The organism is [Clostridium] celerecrescens 18A (assembly GCF_002797975.1).
In the GTDB taxonomy this organism is placed as follows: domain Bacteria; phylum Bacillota; class Clostridia; order Lachnospirales; family Lachnospiraceae; genus Lacrimispora; species Lacrimispora celerecrescens.
Genome location: NZ_PGET01000001.1, coordinates 928,353 through 945,923, shown reverse-complemented (window position 1 = coordinate 945,923; position 17,571 = coordinate 928,353). Strand labels below are relative to the sequence as shown.

The following is a 17,571-nucleotide window of genomic DNA, read 5'->3' as shown; positions in this document are numbered from 1 at the left end:
AGCAGCTGATGATATTTTTTCTCAGTTTCCGCCTTTTAAACCTGGCCGCCTTCCACAACCAGATTTTCAGGATCGATCTCATCTCCATATACAGGCTTTAGGGTCTCCTCAAAATCCTTATGAAAGAACTGCTCCTTGCCAAGAGTTTCGATCTCGCTGTTGATCCAATCCAGAAGATCCTTATTTCCTTTCTGAACGGCTGGAGCAATGGTATCCAGATTTCCAATGGACTCGATTCCTACCGTGAATCCTTTATTCTGAAGGGCCCATGCAAGAACTTCCGTATTATCGGTAGAGAAGGCATCTCCTCTTCCGTCCAGAAGAGCGTCATAAGCTTCCTGATACTCATCAAACTTTAACAGCTTTACTTCTGGATGATTTTCGGAAAAATAAGTTTCAGCCGTAGTTCCCTTTACCACAATAAGGGTCTTTTCCTTTAATTGTGCCACATCGTTAATCAGAGCTGCATCAGGAGATACGACGCCAAGAGCTACCTTCATATAAGGAAGTGCGAAATCCACCTGTTCCTTTCTCTCATCAGTAACTGTGAAATTAGCCAAAATCACATCCACCTTGGCGGATTTTAAATATTCCACCCGGCTGGCAGCTTCTACGTATACGAATTCAACCTTATCCTCACTGCCAAGTAAGTCCTTTGCCAGCCGCTTAGCAAAATATACGTCATAGCCCTGGATCTTTCCATTGGAATCCACATATCCAAATGGATTCTTGTCGCTGAATACGCCGATTTTAATGGTTCCGGCTTCCTTGATCTCAGATAAGGTTCTTGCCTTTGCAGCTGCTCCTCCGGTGTTTCCTCCATTGTCCTTTGCCTGGCTGCAGCCTGCCAAAAGGCCTGCCGCCATGGTAATGCCTAATAATGCACCTAGTAATTTCTTCTTCATAATTACATCCTCCATGTTATTTTTTATTTTATAACGCTTCATAATGAAACGTATTTAAAAACTGTTTTGCCCGCTCTGTCCGGGGTGAAGCAAAAAATTCATCCGGCAGGCTCTCTTCCACTACAACGCCCTGATCCATGAACAGGACACGGTCAGCCACTGCCTTGGCAAATTCCATCTCATGTGTGACAATGACCATGGTCATTCCGTCCTTTGCCAGTTCTAACACCACCTGCAGCACCTCCCGTACCATCTCCGGGTCCAGGGCTGCCGTGATCTCGTCTAAGAGCAGGATCTCCGGATGCATGATAAGCGCCCGTACAATAGCCACTCTTTGCTTCTGTCCGCCGGACAACTGCCTGGGATAAGAATCCTTTTTATCCAGAAGTCCTACCCTGGCCAGAAGCTGTTCTGCTTCCGCTGTCACCTCTTTTTTATCCCTTTTCTGCACCTTTAAAGGGGCCAGAATAATATTGCCCAGAATGGTCTTATGTGGGAATAAATCGTAGCTCTGGAATACCATGCCGATCTTCTGTCTTATTTCATAAACATCCCGTTTGCCCCTGTCAACGATCCGGTCCTTAAACTGAATGGTACCGGAATCAATGGGCTCCAGCATGTTGAGACATCGTAAAAAGGTACTTTTTCCGCAGCCGGAAGGTCCTACGACCACCACTACCTCCCCTTTTTCCAAGGTAAAGGAAATATCCTTTAAAACCGGCTGCCCGTTTTCATAGGACTTCCTGAGATTCTCTGTCTTTAAAATCATTTCCTGACTCATATGATCAATCCTTTAATTTTTTATCTAGCAGGGCAGCAGCCCTGGAAAATGGGTAACAAATCGCAAAGTACAGAATGAAGATCACTCCGTATACCCAGAGGGCCGCATCAGGTACCGTGTACCTGGAGGAGTCAATGATCTGTTTTCCAACCTTAACCACCTCAATCACGCCGATCAATACAACAAGAGAAGTGGTTTTGATCATTCTTGTCAAAAGATTCATGACCGATGGAAGCAGCCTGCGTATCGTTTGAGGAATCACAATATACCGGTATACTTGAAGCTCCGTCATTCCCAGTCCAAAGCCACTTTGATACTGATGAACCGGTATGGATTCCAGAGCGCTTCGAACCAGATCCCCCATTTCTGCAGTCCCCCAAAAGGTGAATACAATGACCGCGGCCATTTCCCCGGAGAAATTTACATTCAAATGCTTTGCAGCTCCAAAATAAACAAGAAACAAAAGGACCAGCTGAGGCATGATCCTGACTGCCTCCAGATAAAGCCTTGTAAAAAACCGGACTGGCCTTTTTTTACTGGTCATCACCATTCCAAGAAGTATTCCAAGTCCCACGGATAAAACCATGGATAAAACTGCGATCTTAAGTGATACCAGGAGACCGCCCAACAACCGCAGAAAATTATTTCCCTCAAACAGTATCCTAATTCCCAAATTCTGCATAGCGGACCCTCCTTTCTAACCAGGAACAGAATAAGGATATTGGCAGCAAGATGATTAAGTACGCTGCCACCAGCATTAGGAGGGCCTCATCTGTTTTATAATAAATTCCTATCAGATCCTTTGCCACAAACATTAAGTCAGCCAGTGCGACCGCACTGAACACCGATGTTTCTTTTATAAGAAATATAATGTTGGCACAAAATACAGGGACTGAGGTGGTAACCGCCTGAGGAAGGATGATATACTGAAATACCTGCCCTTTTGTAAGTCCCAGGCTGAGACCCGATTCCGATTGGATAACCGGTACCTGTTCAATTCCCGTGCGGAATGCTTCCGCCATGTAGCTTCCTCCTAAAAATGCCAGCCCTGTGACTGCACAGCTTTCAGAGCTTAAAACAATACCGATTTTAGGAAGTCCAAAGTATAAAAAAAACAGCTGGATCAAAAGAGGCGTATTCCTGGACACCTCAATATAGCCATTCACAATACTCTTTAACACCGGTATCTTAAAAATCTTAACCAGGCTGCACAAAAGGCCAATGGCTGCTGACAGCAGGATCCCCAGAAAAGATATTCGAAGTGTCATACCTGCCGCCTCTGCATATAGCGGCGTATAGGCACGAATAAACTCAAAATCCATGATTTTTCCTTTCTCCCTCCTTTTTACTTATGTGTTCCATCGATTACCTTCCTCCCTTTTTATCTTCACTCGCTTTGCAAGGTCCGATAAGTTATATATTAATAAATGCAAAAGGAAGCAGGTATACGCATATACCTGCTTCCTTCCCTTTATTTTCCCTGTGTTACAGGATAAAAAATTGGAAATCAGATACCAAAACGCACACGTTAATAAACTGTATCTCTTCTCATGAAGCATCTACAGCTGCAACAATTCATCTTAAGATTCATGTTACACACGCAGTTCGTTTTCATATCGTTTTGATTTCTCCTTATACATACTAAACATATATGTTTAATATACTATTATCCTGCCTATTTGTCAATCATTTTTTATAAACCTTTCTTCTAAGACTGTATTAACTGAAACTCCATAACCCGCTCTTTTAACATCTGCATCTGGCTTAAAAGCTCTTCACTGGTCGCCGCACTTTCCTCTGCTGTTGCTGAGTTGGCCTGAGTGACCATGGAGATCTTCTGCATTCCCTCTCCCAGTTCAGACACACTGCCTGCCTGGCTCTCCAGTGATTCGGATATTCTAGACACGAGCGTATTAACGGAACTCGTCTGCTCTACGATCTTCTTAAACACATCGGCAGTCTGCTCTGTGTTCTGTTTTCCCTGTTTTACAGATTCAATGGTGCTGTGAATCAGATCAGTTGTCTGCTTTGCTGCATCCGCACTTTTGGAAGCCAGCTCCCGTACTTCGTCTGCCACCACGGAAAATCCCTTTCCTGCCTCACCGGCACGAGCTGCTTCTACCGCAGCATTAAGCGCCAGAATATTGGTCTGGAAAGCAATATCATCGATGATGTGAATGATGCTTTGGATCTTTTTTGCTGAAGCGTCAATGCTTGCCATGGACTGCTGCAGCCTGTGCATTTCCTCATCTCCATGCTGAGTCTCCAAAAGCGCTGACTCTGTCATGTTCTTCATAGCCAGAGAATGCTCTGCATTCTCCTGAATGTGATGAGATACCATTTCCAGAGAATTGGTCAGACTCTCTGTGGTCGCCGCCTGTTCCGCAGAATTTTCTGCAAGGTTCTGTCCGCCAAGCGCAACCTGTGCAGAACTGGAACGTACCTGATCCGTTGCCTGTGTGATATTCCATAGGGTACTGTTTAAAGAGTCTAAGATCTGATCCAGGGCCGACTGGATCGGAACGAAATCACCCTGATACTGAATAGCACTTCTTACGGTTAAATCCTTAGCAGCCACGGCATTCAGAACATTTGAGATATCCATGATATATGACCGCAATCCATGGATGGTATTCTGCAAAGCCATGATAAGCCGTGCACTTTCATCTTTTCCTCTCACCGGCTCAATGTCTTCATCAAGTTCTCCCCTGGCCAGTCGTTCGATCCTTTGCGTCGCAGTCACAATCGGTTCGGTGATCTTTTTGGAGAATATACGGGTAATAGCAATGGCTGCTAAAAGCAGAACCAGCCCGGCGATCACGCACATGATCAGAGTATAGCTCATATTTTCTTCGATCTGTGTCAAAGGTGTGGTGACTGCAACCGACCAGCCTTCCGGCCCGGCTAAGGGAACATATCCCACCAGACGGCGCTGTCCGTTATAATAGCTAAAACCGGTACCTGTTTTGCTGGAAGTCATTTCCTTAAAAATTTTAGCAGTAGGTGCATAGGAGGGATCCTTTTTTGCCAGTTCAAAATAGTCTCTTGGATTGGATACGTCATCTTCGTTCGGATGAATAACAGTCAGTCCATTCTTATCAATAACAAAGGCATAACCATTTTCACCAATTTTGATTTTTGTCAGTTCACCGCTGATGGCTTCATAAGGAAGAGATCCATACAATACTTTTCCGGTTCCGGAAATAGGAGCTGCTATATAAAGACTCAGCTTCTGATCTTCATTCAAAAACGGATCAGAAATATAGACAACTCCTTTTTGGGCCTCTATAAAAAAGTCCTGATCTGCAATCTGGTCCCCTTTGTCATTGTTTCCCTGTGCATCCGCTACTGTTATGTAATGAAAACCTGAAGCTTCCGCCTCCTCATCCAGCAGGCGTTTTATTTCTGGATCTGTTGTTCTGCCATCTGTTAAAAAGCTCTTTGAGGCAGTTACCTTTAATTCACTGCGGTAAATATTTAATACCGAATCGATACCCTGCTGATATGCTGCTGCCAGATAAGACGAATTCTGCTCTGCTTCAGCCATGGAGCTTTGGTAATAAAGAATCGAAGAAATAGTGGTCAGGAATATGACCGTAAAGATTAGCAGCAAAGAGATAAATAATAAAAGCTTGTTTCTTAAGTACTTCATGTTTCTAGTGCCTCCTCAAAATTGCAATTTGAAAAATCCTGAATTTTGAATCTTAATTACAGGCATTTCTCTTAAGTATATGGAAATTCAGACATAGTATCTTTCCAACTGCAGTCTCATAAATCATCGTACTGTAATCATTGTTTCTACGGACAACTGCTATGCCGTAGGAATTATAGCACATATAATGGAAACGAACAACCATTCGCAAATGCTGGAAATCTATGATGAAGCAGCATTATTCATCTTCCTTCATGATGAGTACAAACAATTCGGCAATCGTTGGATCATACTTTTGACCGGAACCATTTAAAATTGCTTGCAGCGCTTTTTCTTTTCCTGCTTCCCGGTTATTTTCACGGTTTATGATTCTCTCATACCCTTCTGCAACAGATAAAATACGGGAAATAAGCGGGATCTCCTCGCCCTTTAAGCCCTTGGGATACCCGGAACCATCCCAGCATTCGTGATGTCCGTACACGCCGTTGGCAAGGTCCAGTGTTTCCTGGGACAGATTCAGGATGCGGTATCCGATGGCCGGATGCTGTCTCATCATCTCATGCTCTGCTTCCGTCAGTTGTTCATGAGTCTTTTCAAGAATCGAATCACTCAGGGTGATCTTACCGATATCGTGGAGGTATGCTCCGTCCCTCAGTTTTTTAATTTCTGTTTCAGGAAGCCCCATTGCCATGCCGATCTTTTCGCACAGCTTGCTGACTTCTTCTGAGTGTTTTTTCTCACATGGGCTTTTCATATGAAGAGAAGTGATAATGCCGTTAATTGCATGAATTCCAAAGTTTATGGAAGAAATACTCTTCTCCTTATACATCTCGTTCTCTGCAGTCTCCAGGATCCGTTCAATTTTCTGCCAGTGCTTGGCTTTTGTTCCAACTCCCACCGCAACACTGCAAGACACCATGTTTACCTTTTCCACGGAAACCTGATTTTTGACCCTCAAAGCTATGGACTCCGCCTCTTCCCTGGACGTGCGGGGAAGCAGCACCGTAAATTCATCGCCGCCGATCCGTGCGGCAACATCCCCTTCCCTGCAGTTCTTTTTCAAGACCTGGGCGACCTTAACAATGAATTCATCTCCAGCCGTATGCCCAAAGGTATCATTGATGAGCTTTAAGCCGTTTAAATCCAGAAAAATCAGGGAAACCGGCTGGTTCTGCTGCGTGTCTGCATTCTTCATCTCCTGCTCAAAACGCCTCCGGTTTACCAATCCGGTCAGAGGATCATGATAGCTTAAAAAGCGGATCTTTTCCTCCCCCTTCTTTCGCTCGGTAATATCGGCAAAGGTTATAACATACCCAACATGCTTTCCTTCCCTTAATTGGGGCAGGGCACGGTACTCCGCATCAAAGCAGGTACCGTCGGCCCGTCTAAGAACACCGTTTCTTTCTCCTCTATTCTTTTCAGGACTAAGAAAATCTGCAAAGAACTGCATATCGCTTCCCAGCAATTCCTCAGGCTTTGAATATCCCAGAAGGCGTAGACAGCTTTTATTGCAGAATGTGAATCTTCCGTTTAAATCCGTACCTAATATTGCTTCCGCCGCGGTATCCAGTATGAGCTGAAGCTGGGACTGACTCTCCCTTAATACCTCATTTGCTTTATTTAACTCTTTGGTCCGCATTTCAACAATACATTCCAGGTGTTTTACCATATCAAGCAGATTATCTGCCAGGCGGTTAAATACATTGGATATTCTACCTATTTCATCATTCCTAACGATCTCCACTCTTTGCTCTAAATTTCCTGCAGAAATGTTCTCCGCAATGGTCAGTAAGCCATTGATAGGCTTATAGAGCCTTCGGATGATCAAGAAAAAAATACTTATGGAAAAAGCGCCGGCAATAACAGCCAGTTCCGCCGAGACCTCGATATTCCGGTTCAGTTCTGCAGCCAAAAAACTTCCCGGAATCACAGAAATAATGACCCAGTCAAGACCTCCTATCCGGTATTCTTTTACGTTCGCATACCAGTCCGTTTCTCCCGCCTTCCATGAGAATTCTGTCTTCTTGGATTTAAGATACATCTCATAACTGTTCTTCCAGGCCGGAAGAGAAAGGTCATCAATCGTATTTCTTTTCAGTGATCCGTCTCCATCAACGGTATAATTATCTTCCCCCATGGAATTTGCAATTAAATACCGGGTATCTTTCTCTATAACAGATACATGGCCCTTGAAACCGGCTCCCTCGTTTTTCAGATAATCCCCAAAATCGGAAAGAAGCATATGAGTCCCTAATATACCCTTAAGCGTTCCGGCCTCATCATATACGGGACATGAAACAGACACTGTAAGGTCATTGATGATGAAATCTCTGTATGCAGGTGAAAAAACAGGCCCCTTCTCTTTTTCAGCCGCCTGATACCATTCCTGCAGCCTGGGATCAAAGGTGCCTGCGTTTTGTATCAACGCCCCTGCTGTCATGTCTTCATTTACATCGCAGCGCCAGATTTCTCCGCCTGTTTCATCATTATTCTTTATTAGTTCAAGTTCCCCCTTATTATTTCTGAGGGCCCCATAGTATTCTCCATCAACCGATGCATATGTAAAACTGTAAATCTCTTTCTCATAAGATTCTAAAATGCCAATAAAAAAAGAGTTGCGACTCTTTTCGTTTAAAAAATCAATCGTTTTATTTTCAATCAACTTTTTCCCTAGTTCATCTGCCGTAACTGGAACCCTGAAAAATGAATTCATCTTTTCAATCACATCCTGATTCATCTTTTCAGAAATCCCGGCAGTCTCTCTGGTTATGGAAGATTGCCAATTATTCAGAACAAGTTTTTCAATAGTCACCAGGGACAAAAGGAACAGACAGATAAATGTGACGATTGTCACATTTTGGATTGACATGCTTTTTCGTGGTCTTCGTAATCTCATCTTCCTGATCGCTTCGGTTAAACGCGCCCTTTCCTGCATGGCTCATTCCTTTATTACTTACCGGCTGGCCTCGCATAAAATAAGTATAACTATTTCTTTTGTAAAGTTCAACCTGAAAATGTTTGCACGTAAAATAAGCAAAAACCCATATAATTCATTGCAAGTGATAGAAAATGTTACTAAAATAAAACATTTTTTATTTTTCAGTTAATAAGCCGTCAGTCCCGTCATATGATATTGGTAGAACAATAAAGGAGATTTCCTATGATTACTGATCAGCAATATGTAATTCTATCACTTGAGCTAAATATGTTTTTTGGGCGCATCATGAAAGAACATTCCTTATTCTTAGAGGCTGGCTTCACTCCTGCCAATCCTGACTTTTCCAAAGTTGCAGATCAATACAAGCAGCAGTTTGAGACTATTTTACATAATGCTGTAGTGTTGGGGAATGGCATTATCAGTCCACTTGTGGCGTCCTCCGGTGAAATCGTCACGGATTACACCCTTGGCAGCGAACAAAAAACACAATACTTTACCGGCATAGCCATTAATCAGGAGATCACGAGGCTGGAAGAAGCACTTCATGGTGATGCCAATCCCTTGATTACTCCTGCATTGGTACAGCAGGTAAGTCAGCTAAATGCCTTCGCCAGACCTATGCTGGAAGGACTTATCGGTTTCAAAACAGGATTATTGAATGATGTATTATCCTGTCGTATGTTCACGGCAAACTACCCACTGCTTATTGATCATATCTTACGTGAAGCCAAATTGTATCACAGCCATTTAATCACGCTGGAAAACCGGCAGAATCCAGAGGATGACCTAAAAGAAACCGAGCTGTTTTGGGATCAGATTATGATGGAACATGCATTATTTATCCGAGGTTTGCTTGATCCAACTGAATGCGACCTCATAAATACAGCAAATGATTTTGCTGGGGAATATAATGATCTAATGAAAGCGGCAATGGCGGCTACTGATATGACCATTGACAGCGTAACGGATACAACCTTGCAAAAAACTGAGAAGTACCGGGATTTTAAAGAAGCGGGTACAAAAGGAATCAATGAATGCAAAATACGCAGTATCATTTTACCTTTGTTGGCGGATCATGTACTACGCGAATCAAACCATTATATCCGGTTGCTTCGACAATTGTCTTAATATTTTTTTTAAAGAGGAGCTCTTTGTTTCTAAATCGAGAGCGCGACCAGCGGACATTCTTGTGTTATTTTGCTTAGGGGCAGTGCTATGCGCTGCCTCTAAGTAATTTCGTGTATAACTTCCATTAATAATTAGAATTCACCATTTTTCAAAATAGTGCCTTTTAGAATTCGACTAGAAGGGAATTTGATGGGTCATTTAGGAAAACATCTAAAGGTTATAAGATTGTTATCTCATTCATGCTCCCCTTATATTATGTAAATGTTACTTATAAGTAGAATGTTTTTGGTTATCTGTAACTATTATTACTGCAATGGTTTATATACAACACCATCCATTTGACATAAACAATTTTCACTGACAAACTCAGTCGTTGTTGTCATTCTTGCGGGCGATCCATTTTTGAAATATTAAAAACATCAGCAGCTAATCGAAAATCTTTAATATCTCTGAAATAAAGATTTATCTGTACCACATCATTCAGAGTAGCATCAATAGAAGCAAGCGTATTCTCCATGCTTTCAAACGTCTTTCGAATCTGGTGGATAAAATCATCTTTGTCATGACCTCCTCCATGGTGAGCCAGGAAAATGTAATCCCCTGCAATAACACATGACGAACAAGTATCATCCCCACAATCTCCTTCCCCAATACAGAACTAGTGTTCTTCTACTATAACACATCAGCTATCAATATTCAATTGCTAAAGGGCAAGTAAATAAGGTTACTTAGCTTCACCAATCTTTTTTATGGTATCTTCTAGAACAGCTTGCCTTAAAGATTTTAAATAATCGGAGAACGCAACCTTATCATCTGCATAGGTTAAGTTTAGTTCAAATTCTTTCGGAATCCAAGTAGACAAGTCGGACATATTGTGCTGAATCAATGCCTCTAGACCATCTATGGCTTTATAAATTTGAGCTTCAGCTGTTTTACGCTCTTCCATTTCCTCATAAAGTTCCCGCATTTCTACTTCATATTCCTTCGGTAAGGAACGAACCCAGTTATATAGCAGATTTTTTTCGGTCTGCTCATGGTCCTGGTTCTTTTCAAAAGTAGGTATATCTCCAGTAAAGCATTCTCCCAAGTCGTGAATAATGCACATTCTGATAACCTTATCCATGTTGGCTTCGGGGAACTCATCCCTCATAAAAAAAGCCATCAATGTCATCATCCAACTATGTTCTGCAACACTCTCGTGTCTGCCATTGGTAGTATAGCAATGGCGAGTTGTATCTTTTAACTTTTCAGCAACCAATAACGCATCCAATAATTTTCTTGCTTCCATATTCATTCCTCCTGTAAATTCTCATTTTCTGAAATAAGGATACTCTAATCACTACTAAATATCAATACAAATTATCAGCTCAGCCTTATGGCATCTATTATTTTCAAATAACCTGCTATATACTTAAGTAAAAAGTTTGGAGGTTTCCTACTAACCCTTCTGTCTTCTCCTTCACTAACTATTAATAATACTCATGAATAGAATAGCATCACACTTACTAGCTATCAATATTAAGTTATCAATGTACTGTACGATGTCAGATAGGAATTTTTACTTAATTAATGAATGTATCTTATACACATTAATCATATTGCTTAATAAGTTAATATTTTTTTATGAATTAAGTTAATATACTTTAATTCATTAAAGTGTTATAATATATTTAGCTCTTTTTTAGAGTGCCACATTCTCCCCAAACTACGTGGCACTCCTTTTTATTCTAATCTTCAGACTTTTATTTTTATCTTTTAATATTCAATATACCCTTTTATCTAAGTTAATATCCTGTAAATAACAATTCATTACATTGATCATTCTTTTATTCAAATATTTGGTATTATTACCTTAAAGAGAAAGCAGGTATTAATTTAATTTCCCCTACTTGTTTTTTCAATAAAAGTTTTAATTACTGCCGGCAGGATCTCCTTATCTTGCCGGCACTTCTCCTCCTAGCATTTATATGTTCAAAATCATGATTATATTTACGTATTTACACCTATTAATACGACTAGATATTCTTTCTTCTGAATATCTATTAAAGCCACATCATTTACATAACAAACTTTCATGTTAATGCCTTATAAAATTTCAGATTTTATTTTTAAAAAATTTATACTTTTATTACCTTCACTTTATATTGCTTTGTTATCATACTTGTAATATTGGAGGTTTACAAATGAAAACCAAATTAACTAATTCAATAGCTAAGGGACACGTAGGCTACGGTACTGGTCCGGGTATTATTGAGCACTTTGAATATGAGTGCCCTTGCGGAAAAGGCAAAATTCTAGAAGAACATAATCTCATTCCTGGTTTTGAAGAACATGTTGTTTATATTCATTGCAGCGATTGTTGCAATAAATATGAACTTAACACCGACCTAGGTGTCCGCAGTTGGAATTTAAGTAAAAAAGATTATACTTTAGGTTAATTTCTTATTCCATGGCCGAAGCTAGAGCTTCGGTCACTTTCAGTTTTGCGGATTATTAATAAACCACTAAAACACATCTTTTATTTCCTTAATACTTCCCACGATATCATCAAATTCAACATTATTTATAAATGCCAATGCTTCTGTTTTAGGAGGAGCACCCGTGGAAGCATCTGCACAAGACAAAAGATTTTTAACAGGAACTCCATACTCCTCTATCATTACCTGTATCTTAAGATACTTATCAACGACTCTTATTTGTAACTTTGCATAGCCTCGTATTTCTTGCTTTATCTCATAAGGCATATTTTTCATATCCCCACCTCCAGTCTTGTAAATTCTAATTTGTTACACGTAAACAACACTTCATTACATTAACCTTTCTTTTGCTCAGATATTGGGTATTATTACCTTAGAGAAAAAGCAGGTATTACATTTAAAATCCCTTACTTGCTTTTTCGGTTACAACCTTTTATTTAGTGCCGGTAGGATCCCCCGATCTTACCGGTCTTCCCCATCGAATATTCTTCTTTCTCCCTCTGGTCATGGCATAAAATCCATTCATGCATCGATCTGACTTTTTGTTCCACCACGTACAGCCTTAAAAATGTTGAGCAGACAATAAAACTATGATATGATATTACTTGCAGAGGGGGAGGCACCCATAATAAAAAACGAACTGCACGGGGAGACACCCATAACAAAAAACATATAAAGAGGTGATATTATATCAAACAAATTAATGTAGTAGATTATAGCAATATTTCTTTGGAACCAACTTATCTGAAACGCGCCCGGCAACTGGTTAAAAATCAACGGGCAGAGTGGATATCTGAAGATACTATTCGCATGAAACTACAGTATGTGGAGGGAAATTTAATGACTACAGAAAGTATCGTACAAAGTGTTAATTCTTCAACAAATGTTGACTCTGATGGCATCCTGAATATTCAAACTCCTGACGACAATACTATCCTGGAACTTGCAAAACGCAGACTTGCAATAAAGAAAAATCTATTATCCCAAGCCTTGGATTATATGCTTATCCTATTGTGTTTTGCATCATTCGCCGTAATCTGGGATTATGGCACAAAAGTACTCATTTGTGTCATCTTTTCTCTATTCTGGGGAATACGCCTACTGTACCGAATCTTTAAATTTGCCAAACCATCCTTTAAGGATGGTATTGCTGAATACATAAAAAAGAGAAATGATTACCGTTTAGAATCGGAATTTAACAGGTTAAAAAAAGAATATATGAGCAATCACTAAACTGTTTTTCCATTTTTTGAATTAAATGATTGATGATTGAATACCGGTGGTTTTATCACCGGTATTTTCTATGTAATATGTGCTTCCATAATAATGTAGTATAGATAATCTTAATTTATTATCTCAATATCTTTTAAACCAGAACATCAACTTACTTATATTCCTTTTTTGTTTTTTCTTGAAAGAATTATTCTGGCAATAAAAAACTACTAACTAAATACTACTAGTTAATAGTTCGTTATTAACATTATTAAATTGAAATTTGTAGACCCCTATTATGCTTATTAGAATCCTATTCTAATTAATGGGAACGTATACGTCCATATAGTGGACCCCATCTATATCATATTCTTCTTCAAAAGCAAGTCTATTTTCCCATGTTGATGTTTTTGCAAACTCCAAAAGCATATGGTACGCTTTTGGTATGTTCTCAAAAGAATTACTGTGCGGATTCGTTATAGAAATCGTTGCATAAGTATCCTTTTCTATATAAGCGATTTCAGCCCCCTCACACTTTGGAACAAAATTCTCTGGTATAACATAGGCAGCAACATAGCCCCTTAGTCCGAACCTCTCCTGCTGCTCTTTTGTAACAAACGGAAAATCCCAGCCGATCCGTTGTCTTTTGTAGCCTTCAATATCAAATAAGCCGCTTTTTCCCGCCCATCTATCCATATAATCAATGACGTCGTTTTCGGGAGCGGGGCTGATAATAACATATCTAGCTACTTTAAATCTTTCAAGTGTAACGGTTTTGATATCACTATAAATATTTTTCTCCATTCCATTTACCTCTACAAATATAAATATATAAGTAATCTACAGTTACAATTTCCAAAATAAATTCCGATTTACTTTATTTAATAATACAGCAAACCCTTCTAACTATCAATATCAAAAATTTTCAATGTGAAATAATACGATAAATACTAATTTTACAAGCATATCAGATACTTGCTACTCTTCTATGCAATCATCACTAAAAGGAACCGTAATTTTACTTGCTTCTCTCGCTGTAAACATCACACAACCTCCATCAATTCAGTTTGATATATTGATTTTTTTAGATACTTATGGCATAGTAAGGTAAGCAAACAAAAATGAGTATAAGTAAAGGAATGCCTTAATGAATTTAAAAGAAAGAGCAAAACAATTAAAAACCGATATTCCCGCACTATTCTTAGCTCTAAAGGGTTCTGAAACGCCCATTATCGCTAAAATCTTTGCTGTATTAACGATCCTTTATGCACTATCTCCGATAGATCTTATTCCAGATTTTATTCCAGTATTGGGATATGTTGATGATATCATTTTACTTCCTGCATTGATTTCACTTACAATTATATTCATACCAAAAGAAACCTTTGAAAAATATAGAATTGAAGCCCAGAATATTTCACAAAAAAAACTGGTCAGGAAATGGTATTATGCTGTACCTGTACTTATCATTTGGTTGTTAATATTGTGGTCAATAATTAAGGCCATTTTTATCTGATTTTATATATTTATTGGAATATCGTTATTCCATATGTAACCTATCGAATAGCCCCATTTTTAAAATTGTCAAACCATTGACTCATTTCCTCATCACTATCTACTTTAAGAATTTTGAAGATTTCATAAGCAAATTCCACAGCTGCAGTTTCATTTGCAGTAATAAAACCGCCATCCACTACCACTTGAGCAGAAATAAATAAGTTTTCTCCTTTGTATCCCTTAGCACTTTTAAAAAGATCTAAGGAATCTCCCGTATGCTTAACACAATCGAGAAAACCGTGCTTACACAAGAAATAGGTCGCACCGCATATTGCTGCTATAGAAATATTCTTTTCTTTGAGTATTTTAACGAAATCTTTTATTTCATCATAATCGTTTTCTTCCCAAGACAGACCTCCTGGTAAAATTACCATGGCAAGCTTTTCATATGTATGATAATTTTCTATACTATAATCAATACAGGCCCTGATACCTCCCATTGATAGTTTGGGTGAGTCATCAATTGCGATAGTTTTTACCACATAATCAGAAAAAGAATTTGCTACGGCAATAACATAGCTGGCTTCCCAATCACACCATTGATGAGTTAATAAGACAAGAATTTCATTTTTAATCATGCTTTTATTTTACCCCCTAAAATTTAAAAGTTTAAGTAGCTCCAGTACCGGAGGTCTATAACGCACATGTTCATTCCATTCGTTTTAGCTTTAAGATACTATATGACCACTCCGACGTTATTTTTTATTTATAAAATGAAGAATATTAAAATGTAAGTGAATATATTTCGCCTATACTGCATATGGTGAAGGCAGCCCATTACCGGCTGCCTCCACCTCCTCCTCCGGAGAAACCTCCTCCGCCCGCCGAACTTACGCCTCCGCTTATCCCGTCCGTGTTATTGGATGGCGTTGCAGCGCTCGAAATATGATTCGTCATGATTACAAGGTATCTCATGTTGTAGGCGTTGCAGCCGTACATGCCTGCGAAGGTATCAAAATATGCAGGGTCTAGGGTTTTCATACTTTCGAGGACATTCTCTCCGATGCCAAACAAAGCAGCGAACACAAGATAATCCCCCCAAAGTTCTCCCGATAATGACCTGTCTTTACTTTGCCTTTGCATTTCTAACAGGTATTTCCTAAACCCCAGCAGCTTGACAGCCTGATCAAAACCCGATACAGTAAACCGGACAGTGCCCTCTATGTTCGTTGCCGCCGCGCCGGAGCGGATTAATGCTTTTTCGCCTTCACCTTTCACTTCTTCCGCCCATGCAGTGAGTTTCTCGTAAAGTGCTCCCGCCCGCTTTTCGATGTCAGAGGTCCAAAGAATGCCGTCACGGTCAGTGTCGTCGTTTAAGATTTCGTACAGCGACCGCTCCACCCCTTGTTCCGGTGTTTTATCCTGGCTAAACACGATAGCTTCTTCTTGAGTCCTTTTTATAGTTCGCTCATTTTCCCGCTCTTCTATGCGAATATACCCCGCTTCCTGCCAGCGGATAAGATAAGCGCCCATAAGCGTTTCACAGGAAATACCCTTGCGTAGCAGCAGCATAGCGGAATATACCGCAGGAATGCTGCTGTCAAAAGGAACCGACCAGTTCGTATCTAATTGTTTCTTTCCGGGAAGACGAACGGCTGTGCCGTCTACCAGTTTATATCGTGAAGAATAGAAGGCGATTAAAAGGACTGTCACACCAATAACTGCCCCTATAACAGCAAGGACGATATATAAAGCAATATCAGAGTTTTTATTTTCTGCGGATTCCTGCAACTTTTCAAAAGACATACCAGCTGCAGAGGCCAGTGGGAACAAGCTTCTTTCAAAGCGGCAGAGCACATTTACATAGTCTCCTCCTTCTAAAGCTTCAGAAGAAAAAATATTAAGGCTGCCGTCGCTCCCGATCTCAACTTCTCCTGTAAAGCCATACGCCCAGATGCGGGCATTGTTTGCCGTCAGACGTGTATCCTCCATCCGGATTTTAATATTAGCTGATTCCGGAGCGCTTGAAAGCTCCGATATAAACTGATGATAGAATCCTGCATAGTCGCCATAATCTTTTACCAAACCCTCTATGGTATAATGGATGGTATACTGATGGTTACCATAGCTGCCAATGCCCCAGCAGAGTTCATATCCTTTGGAGGTTTTCAGAATGCCGCAGGTACCGGACTTTTCCTCTCTGGAGAGCTTTGTGTCCCAGTCGTTCAGCGTTTTATATTGCGCTCCGGACTCGTCCCACACAGCAAGGGAATAGACGCTCATCCCTTCCATGTTATTCAGAGCCTTGTAATATTCAGTACCGCTGGATACACCGCGAACATCCCAGATCTCCGTTATGACCGCAGAGCCATCACTTTGAAGAGTGACATCCAGATTAATGGACGGTATAGCATCCTCTTTCGCAAATACCGGAACTGCACCCAGGATGAATAATACTGTGAACAGTACGAAAAAAGTAAACAATTTTTTTTGTTTTAATTTCATTAGCTTTCTCCTGTCTTGTATATATATATATCAATAAGTTGTTTAAATTTCCATTATATAAATAATACGAACATCATTCAGATTCCGATTATGCTCATATCGGGTAGTTAAACGTATTATCCAGTCAAGCTACGGGAGTAGTAATTCCATTGAATAATAATGGCCATTCTGTACATCCCGGAATTGCAGCTTGGATATTAAGTTCTGATTTCATTTTTCTATAATGAATAAATGATATCTATGTTCCCTCCTTTATTATACCCAGTTCCAACTCTTCTGCGATTTTTTGTTTATATATTCTTTCTCTGCATACGTATGAAGGCTGAAAAAGCTCCCTAACAGGAATGTTTTCAAGTCTAGTTTTTCATTTTGCCCCCCAACTTCCGGAAATTGAAAATCAATAGTCACATAAGTACAACATCCCCTAATACGAACATCATAATGCTCATAAGTGTAAGTAGTAATTACAGCTTCTT

The 17,571-nt window shown here is 40.0% G+C and carries 17 protein-coding genes; 4 read left to right on the top strand and 13 right to left on the bottom strand.

Translation table 11 applies throughout. The features are described 5' to 3' along the window. Positions 1–35 precede the first annotated feature (35 nt). The 6 genes from H171_RS04455 to H171_RS04430 all read right to left on the bottom strand — a co-directional run bounded on the left by H171_RS04455 (position 36) and on the right by H171_RS04430 (position 8,234). Positions 36–905 (bottom strand): cysteine ABC transporter substrate-binding protein, encoded by an 870-nt coding sequence (locus tag H171_RS04455; RefSeq protein ID WP_100304073.1) that lies wholly within the window; start codon positions 903–905, stop codon positions 36–38. A 28-nt stretch (positions 906–933) separates the two neighbouring features. Then, positions 934–1,686, bottom strand: a complete 753-nt coding sequence (locus H171_RS04450) for an amino acid ABC transporter ATP-binding protein (protein WP_100304072.1) — start codon at positions 1,684–1,686, stop codon at positions 934–936. A gap of 4 nt (positions 1,687–1,690) precedes the next feature. Continuing rightward, the gene (locus tag H171_RS04445) at positions 1,691–2,368 is read right to left on the bottom strand and encodes an amino acid ABC transporter permease (RefSeq protein WP_100304071.1); all 678 of its coding nucleotides are present in this window, start codon (positions 2,366–2,368) and stop codon (positions 1,691–1,693) included. Beyond that, entirely contained in the window at positions 2,349–3,008 is a 660-nt protein-coding gene (locus H171_RS04440) for an amino acid ABC transporter permease (RefSeq protein WP_100304070.1), read from the bottom strand. Before H171_RS04440 ends, H171_RS04445 begins: the two co-directional genes overlap by 20 nt. Before the next feature lie 386 nt (positions 3,009–3,394). Further along, positions 3,395–5,338, bottom strand: a complete 1,944-nt coding sequence (locus H171_RS04435; protein WP_100304069.1) for a methyl-accepting chemotaxis protein — start codon at positions 5,336–5,338, stop codon at positions 3,395–3,397. Between the two features lie 238 nt (positions 5,339–5,576). Beyond that, positions 5,577–8,234, bottom strand: coding sequence for a diguanylate cyclase (locus tag H171_RS04430; protein ID WP_166433593.1), 2,658 nt, complete (start codon positions 8,232–8,234; stop codon positions 5,577–5,579). Between the two features lie 264 nt (positions 8,235–8,498). Between H171_RS04430 and H171_RS04425 the strand changes: the two genes are divergently transcribed. After that, complete coding sequence (locus H171_RS04425) at positions 8,499–9,404, top strand: DUF2935 domain-containing protein (protein WP_100304067.1); 906 nt, start codon at positions 8,499–8,501, stop codon at positions 9,402–9,404. A gap of 379 nt (positions 9,405–9,783) precedes the next feature. On the opposite strand, the gene H171_RS24975 is transcribed toward H171_RS04425, so the two are convergent. The 3 genes from H171_RS24975 to H171_RS04415 form a co-directional block, all read right to left on the bottom strand. Further along, a complete protein-coding gene (locus H171_RS24975; RefSeq protein ID WP_408645659.1) occupies positions 9,784–9,942 on the bottom strand; it encodes a RidA family protein in 159 nt (52 codons plus the stop codon). Then, a complete protein-coding gene (locus H171_RS24415; protein WP_207655173.1) occupies positions 9,885–10,034 on the bottom strand; it encodes a hypothetical protein in 150 nt (49 codons plus the stop codon). Before H171_RS24415 ends, H171_RS24975 begins: the two co-directional genes overlap by 58 nt. A 94-nt stretch (positions 10,035–10,128) precedes the next feature. Then, positions 10,129–10,692, bottom strand: a complete 564-nt coding sequence (locus H171_RS04415; protein WP_100304066.1) for an HD domain-containing protein — start codon at positions 10,690–10,692, stop codon at positions 10,129–10,131. Between the two features lie 895 nt (positions 10,693–11,587). On the opposite strand from H171_RS04415, the gene H171_RS04410 reads away from it, so the two are divergent. Continuing rightward, entirely contained in the window at positions 11,588–11,842 is a 255-nt protein-coding gene (locus H171_RS04410) for a hypothetical protein (RefSeq protein WP_100304065.1), read from the top strand. Positions 11,843–11,908: 66 nt separating this feature from the next. Here H171_RS04410 and H171_RS04405 read toward each other — a convergent pair whose 3' ends face one another. Beyond that, positions 11,909–12,157 (bottom strand): hypothetical protein, encoded by a 249-nt coding sequence (locus H171_RS04405; protein ID WP_100304064.1) that lies wholly within the window; start codon positions 12,155–12,157, stop codon positions 11,909–11,911. A gap of 564 nt (positions 12,158–12,721) precedes the next feature. Between H171_RS04405 and H171_RS04400 the strand changes: the two genes are divergently transcribed. Beyond that, a complete protein-coding gene (locus tag H171_RS04400) occupies positions 12,722–13,114 on the top strand; it encodes a hypothetical protein (protein ID WP_092251052.1) in 393 nt (130 codons plus the stop codon). A gap of 297 nt (positions 13,115–13,411) precedes the next feature. On the opposite strand, the gene H171_RS04395 is transcribed toward H171_RS04400, so the two are convergent. Continuing rightward, positions 13,412–13,897: a hypothetical protein gene (locus H171_RS04395; protein WP_100304063.1), complete on the bottom strand. Its 486-nt coding sequence runs from the start codon at positions 13,895–13,897 to the stop codon at positions 13,412–13,414. 343 nt (positions 13,898–14,240) lie between these two features. Between H171_RS04395 and H171_RS04390 the strand changes: the two genes are divergently transcribed. After that, positions 14,241–14,609: a YkvA family protein gene (locus tag H171_RS04390; protein ID WP_100304062.1), complete on the top strand. Its 369-nt coding sequence runs from the start codon at positions 14,241–14,243 to the stop codon at positions 14,607–14,609. Positions 14,610–14,649: 40 nt separating this feature from the next. On the opposite strand, the gene H171_RS04385 is transcribed toward H171_RS04390, so the two are convergent. Together H171_RS04385 and H171_RS04380 are read right to left on the bottom strand one after the other, a co-directional pair. After that, entirely contained in the window at positions 14,650–15,228 is a 579-nt protein-coding gene (locus tag H171_RS04385; RefSeq protein WP_100304061.1) for a type 1 glutamine amidotransferase family protein, read from the bottom strand. A 199-nt stretch (positions 15,229–15,427) separates the two neighbouring features. Then, a complete protein-coding gene (locus H171_RS04380) occupies positions 15,428–17,095 on the bottom strand; it encodes a DUF2207 domain-containing protein (RefSeq protein WP_100304060.1) in 1,668 nt (555 codons plus the stop codon). Between the last annotated feature and the right edge of the window lie 476 nt (positions 17,096–17,571).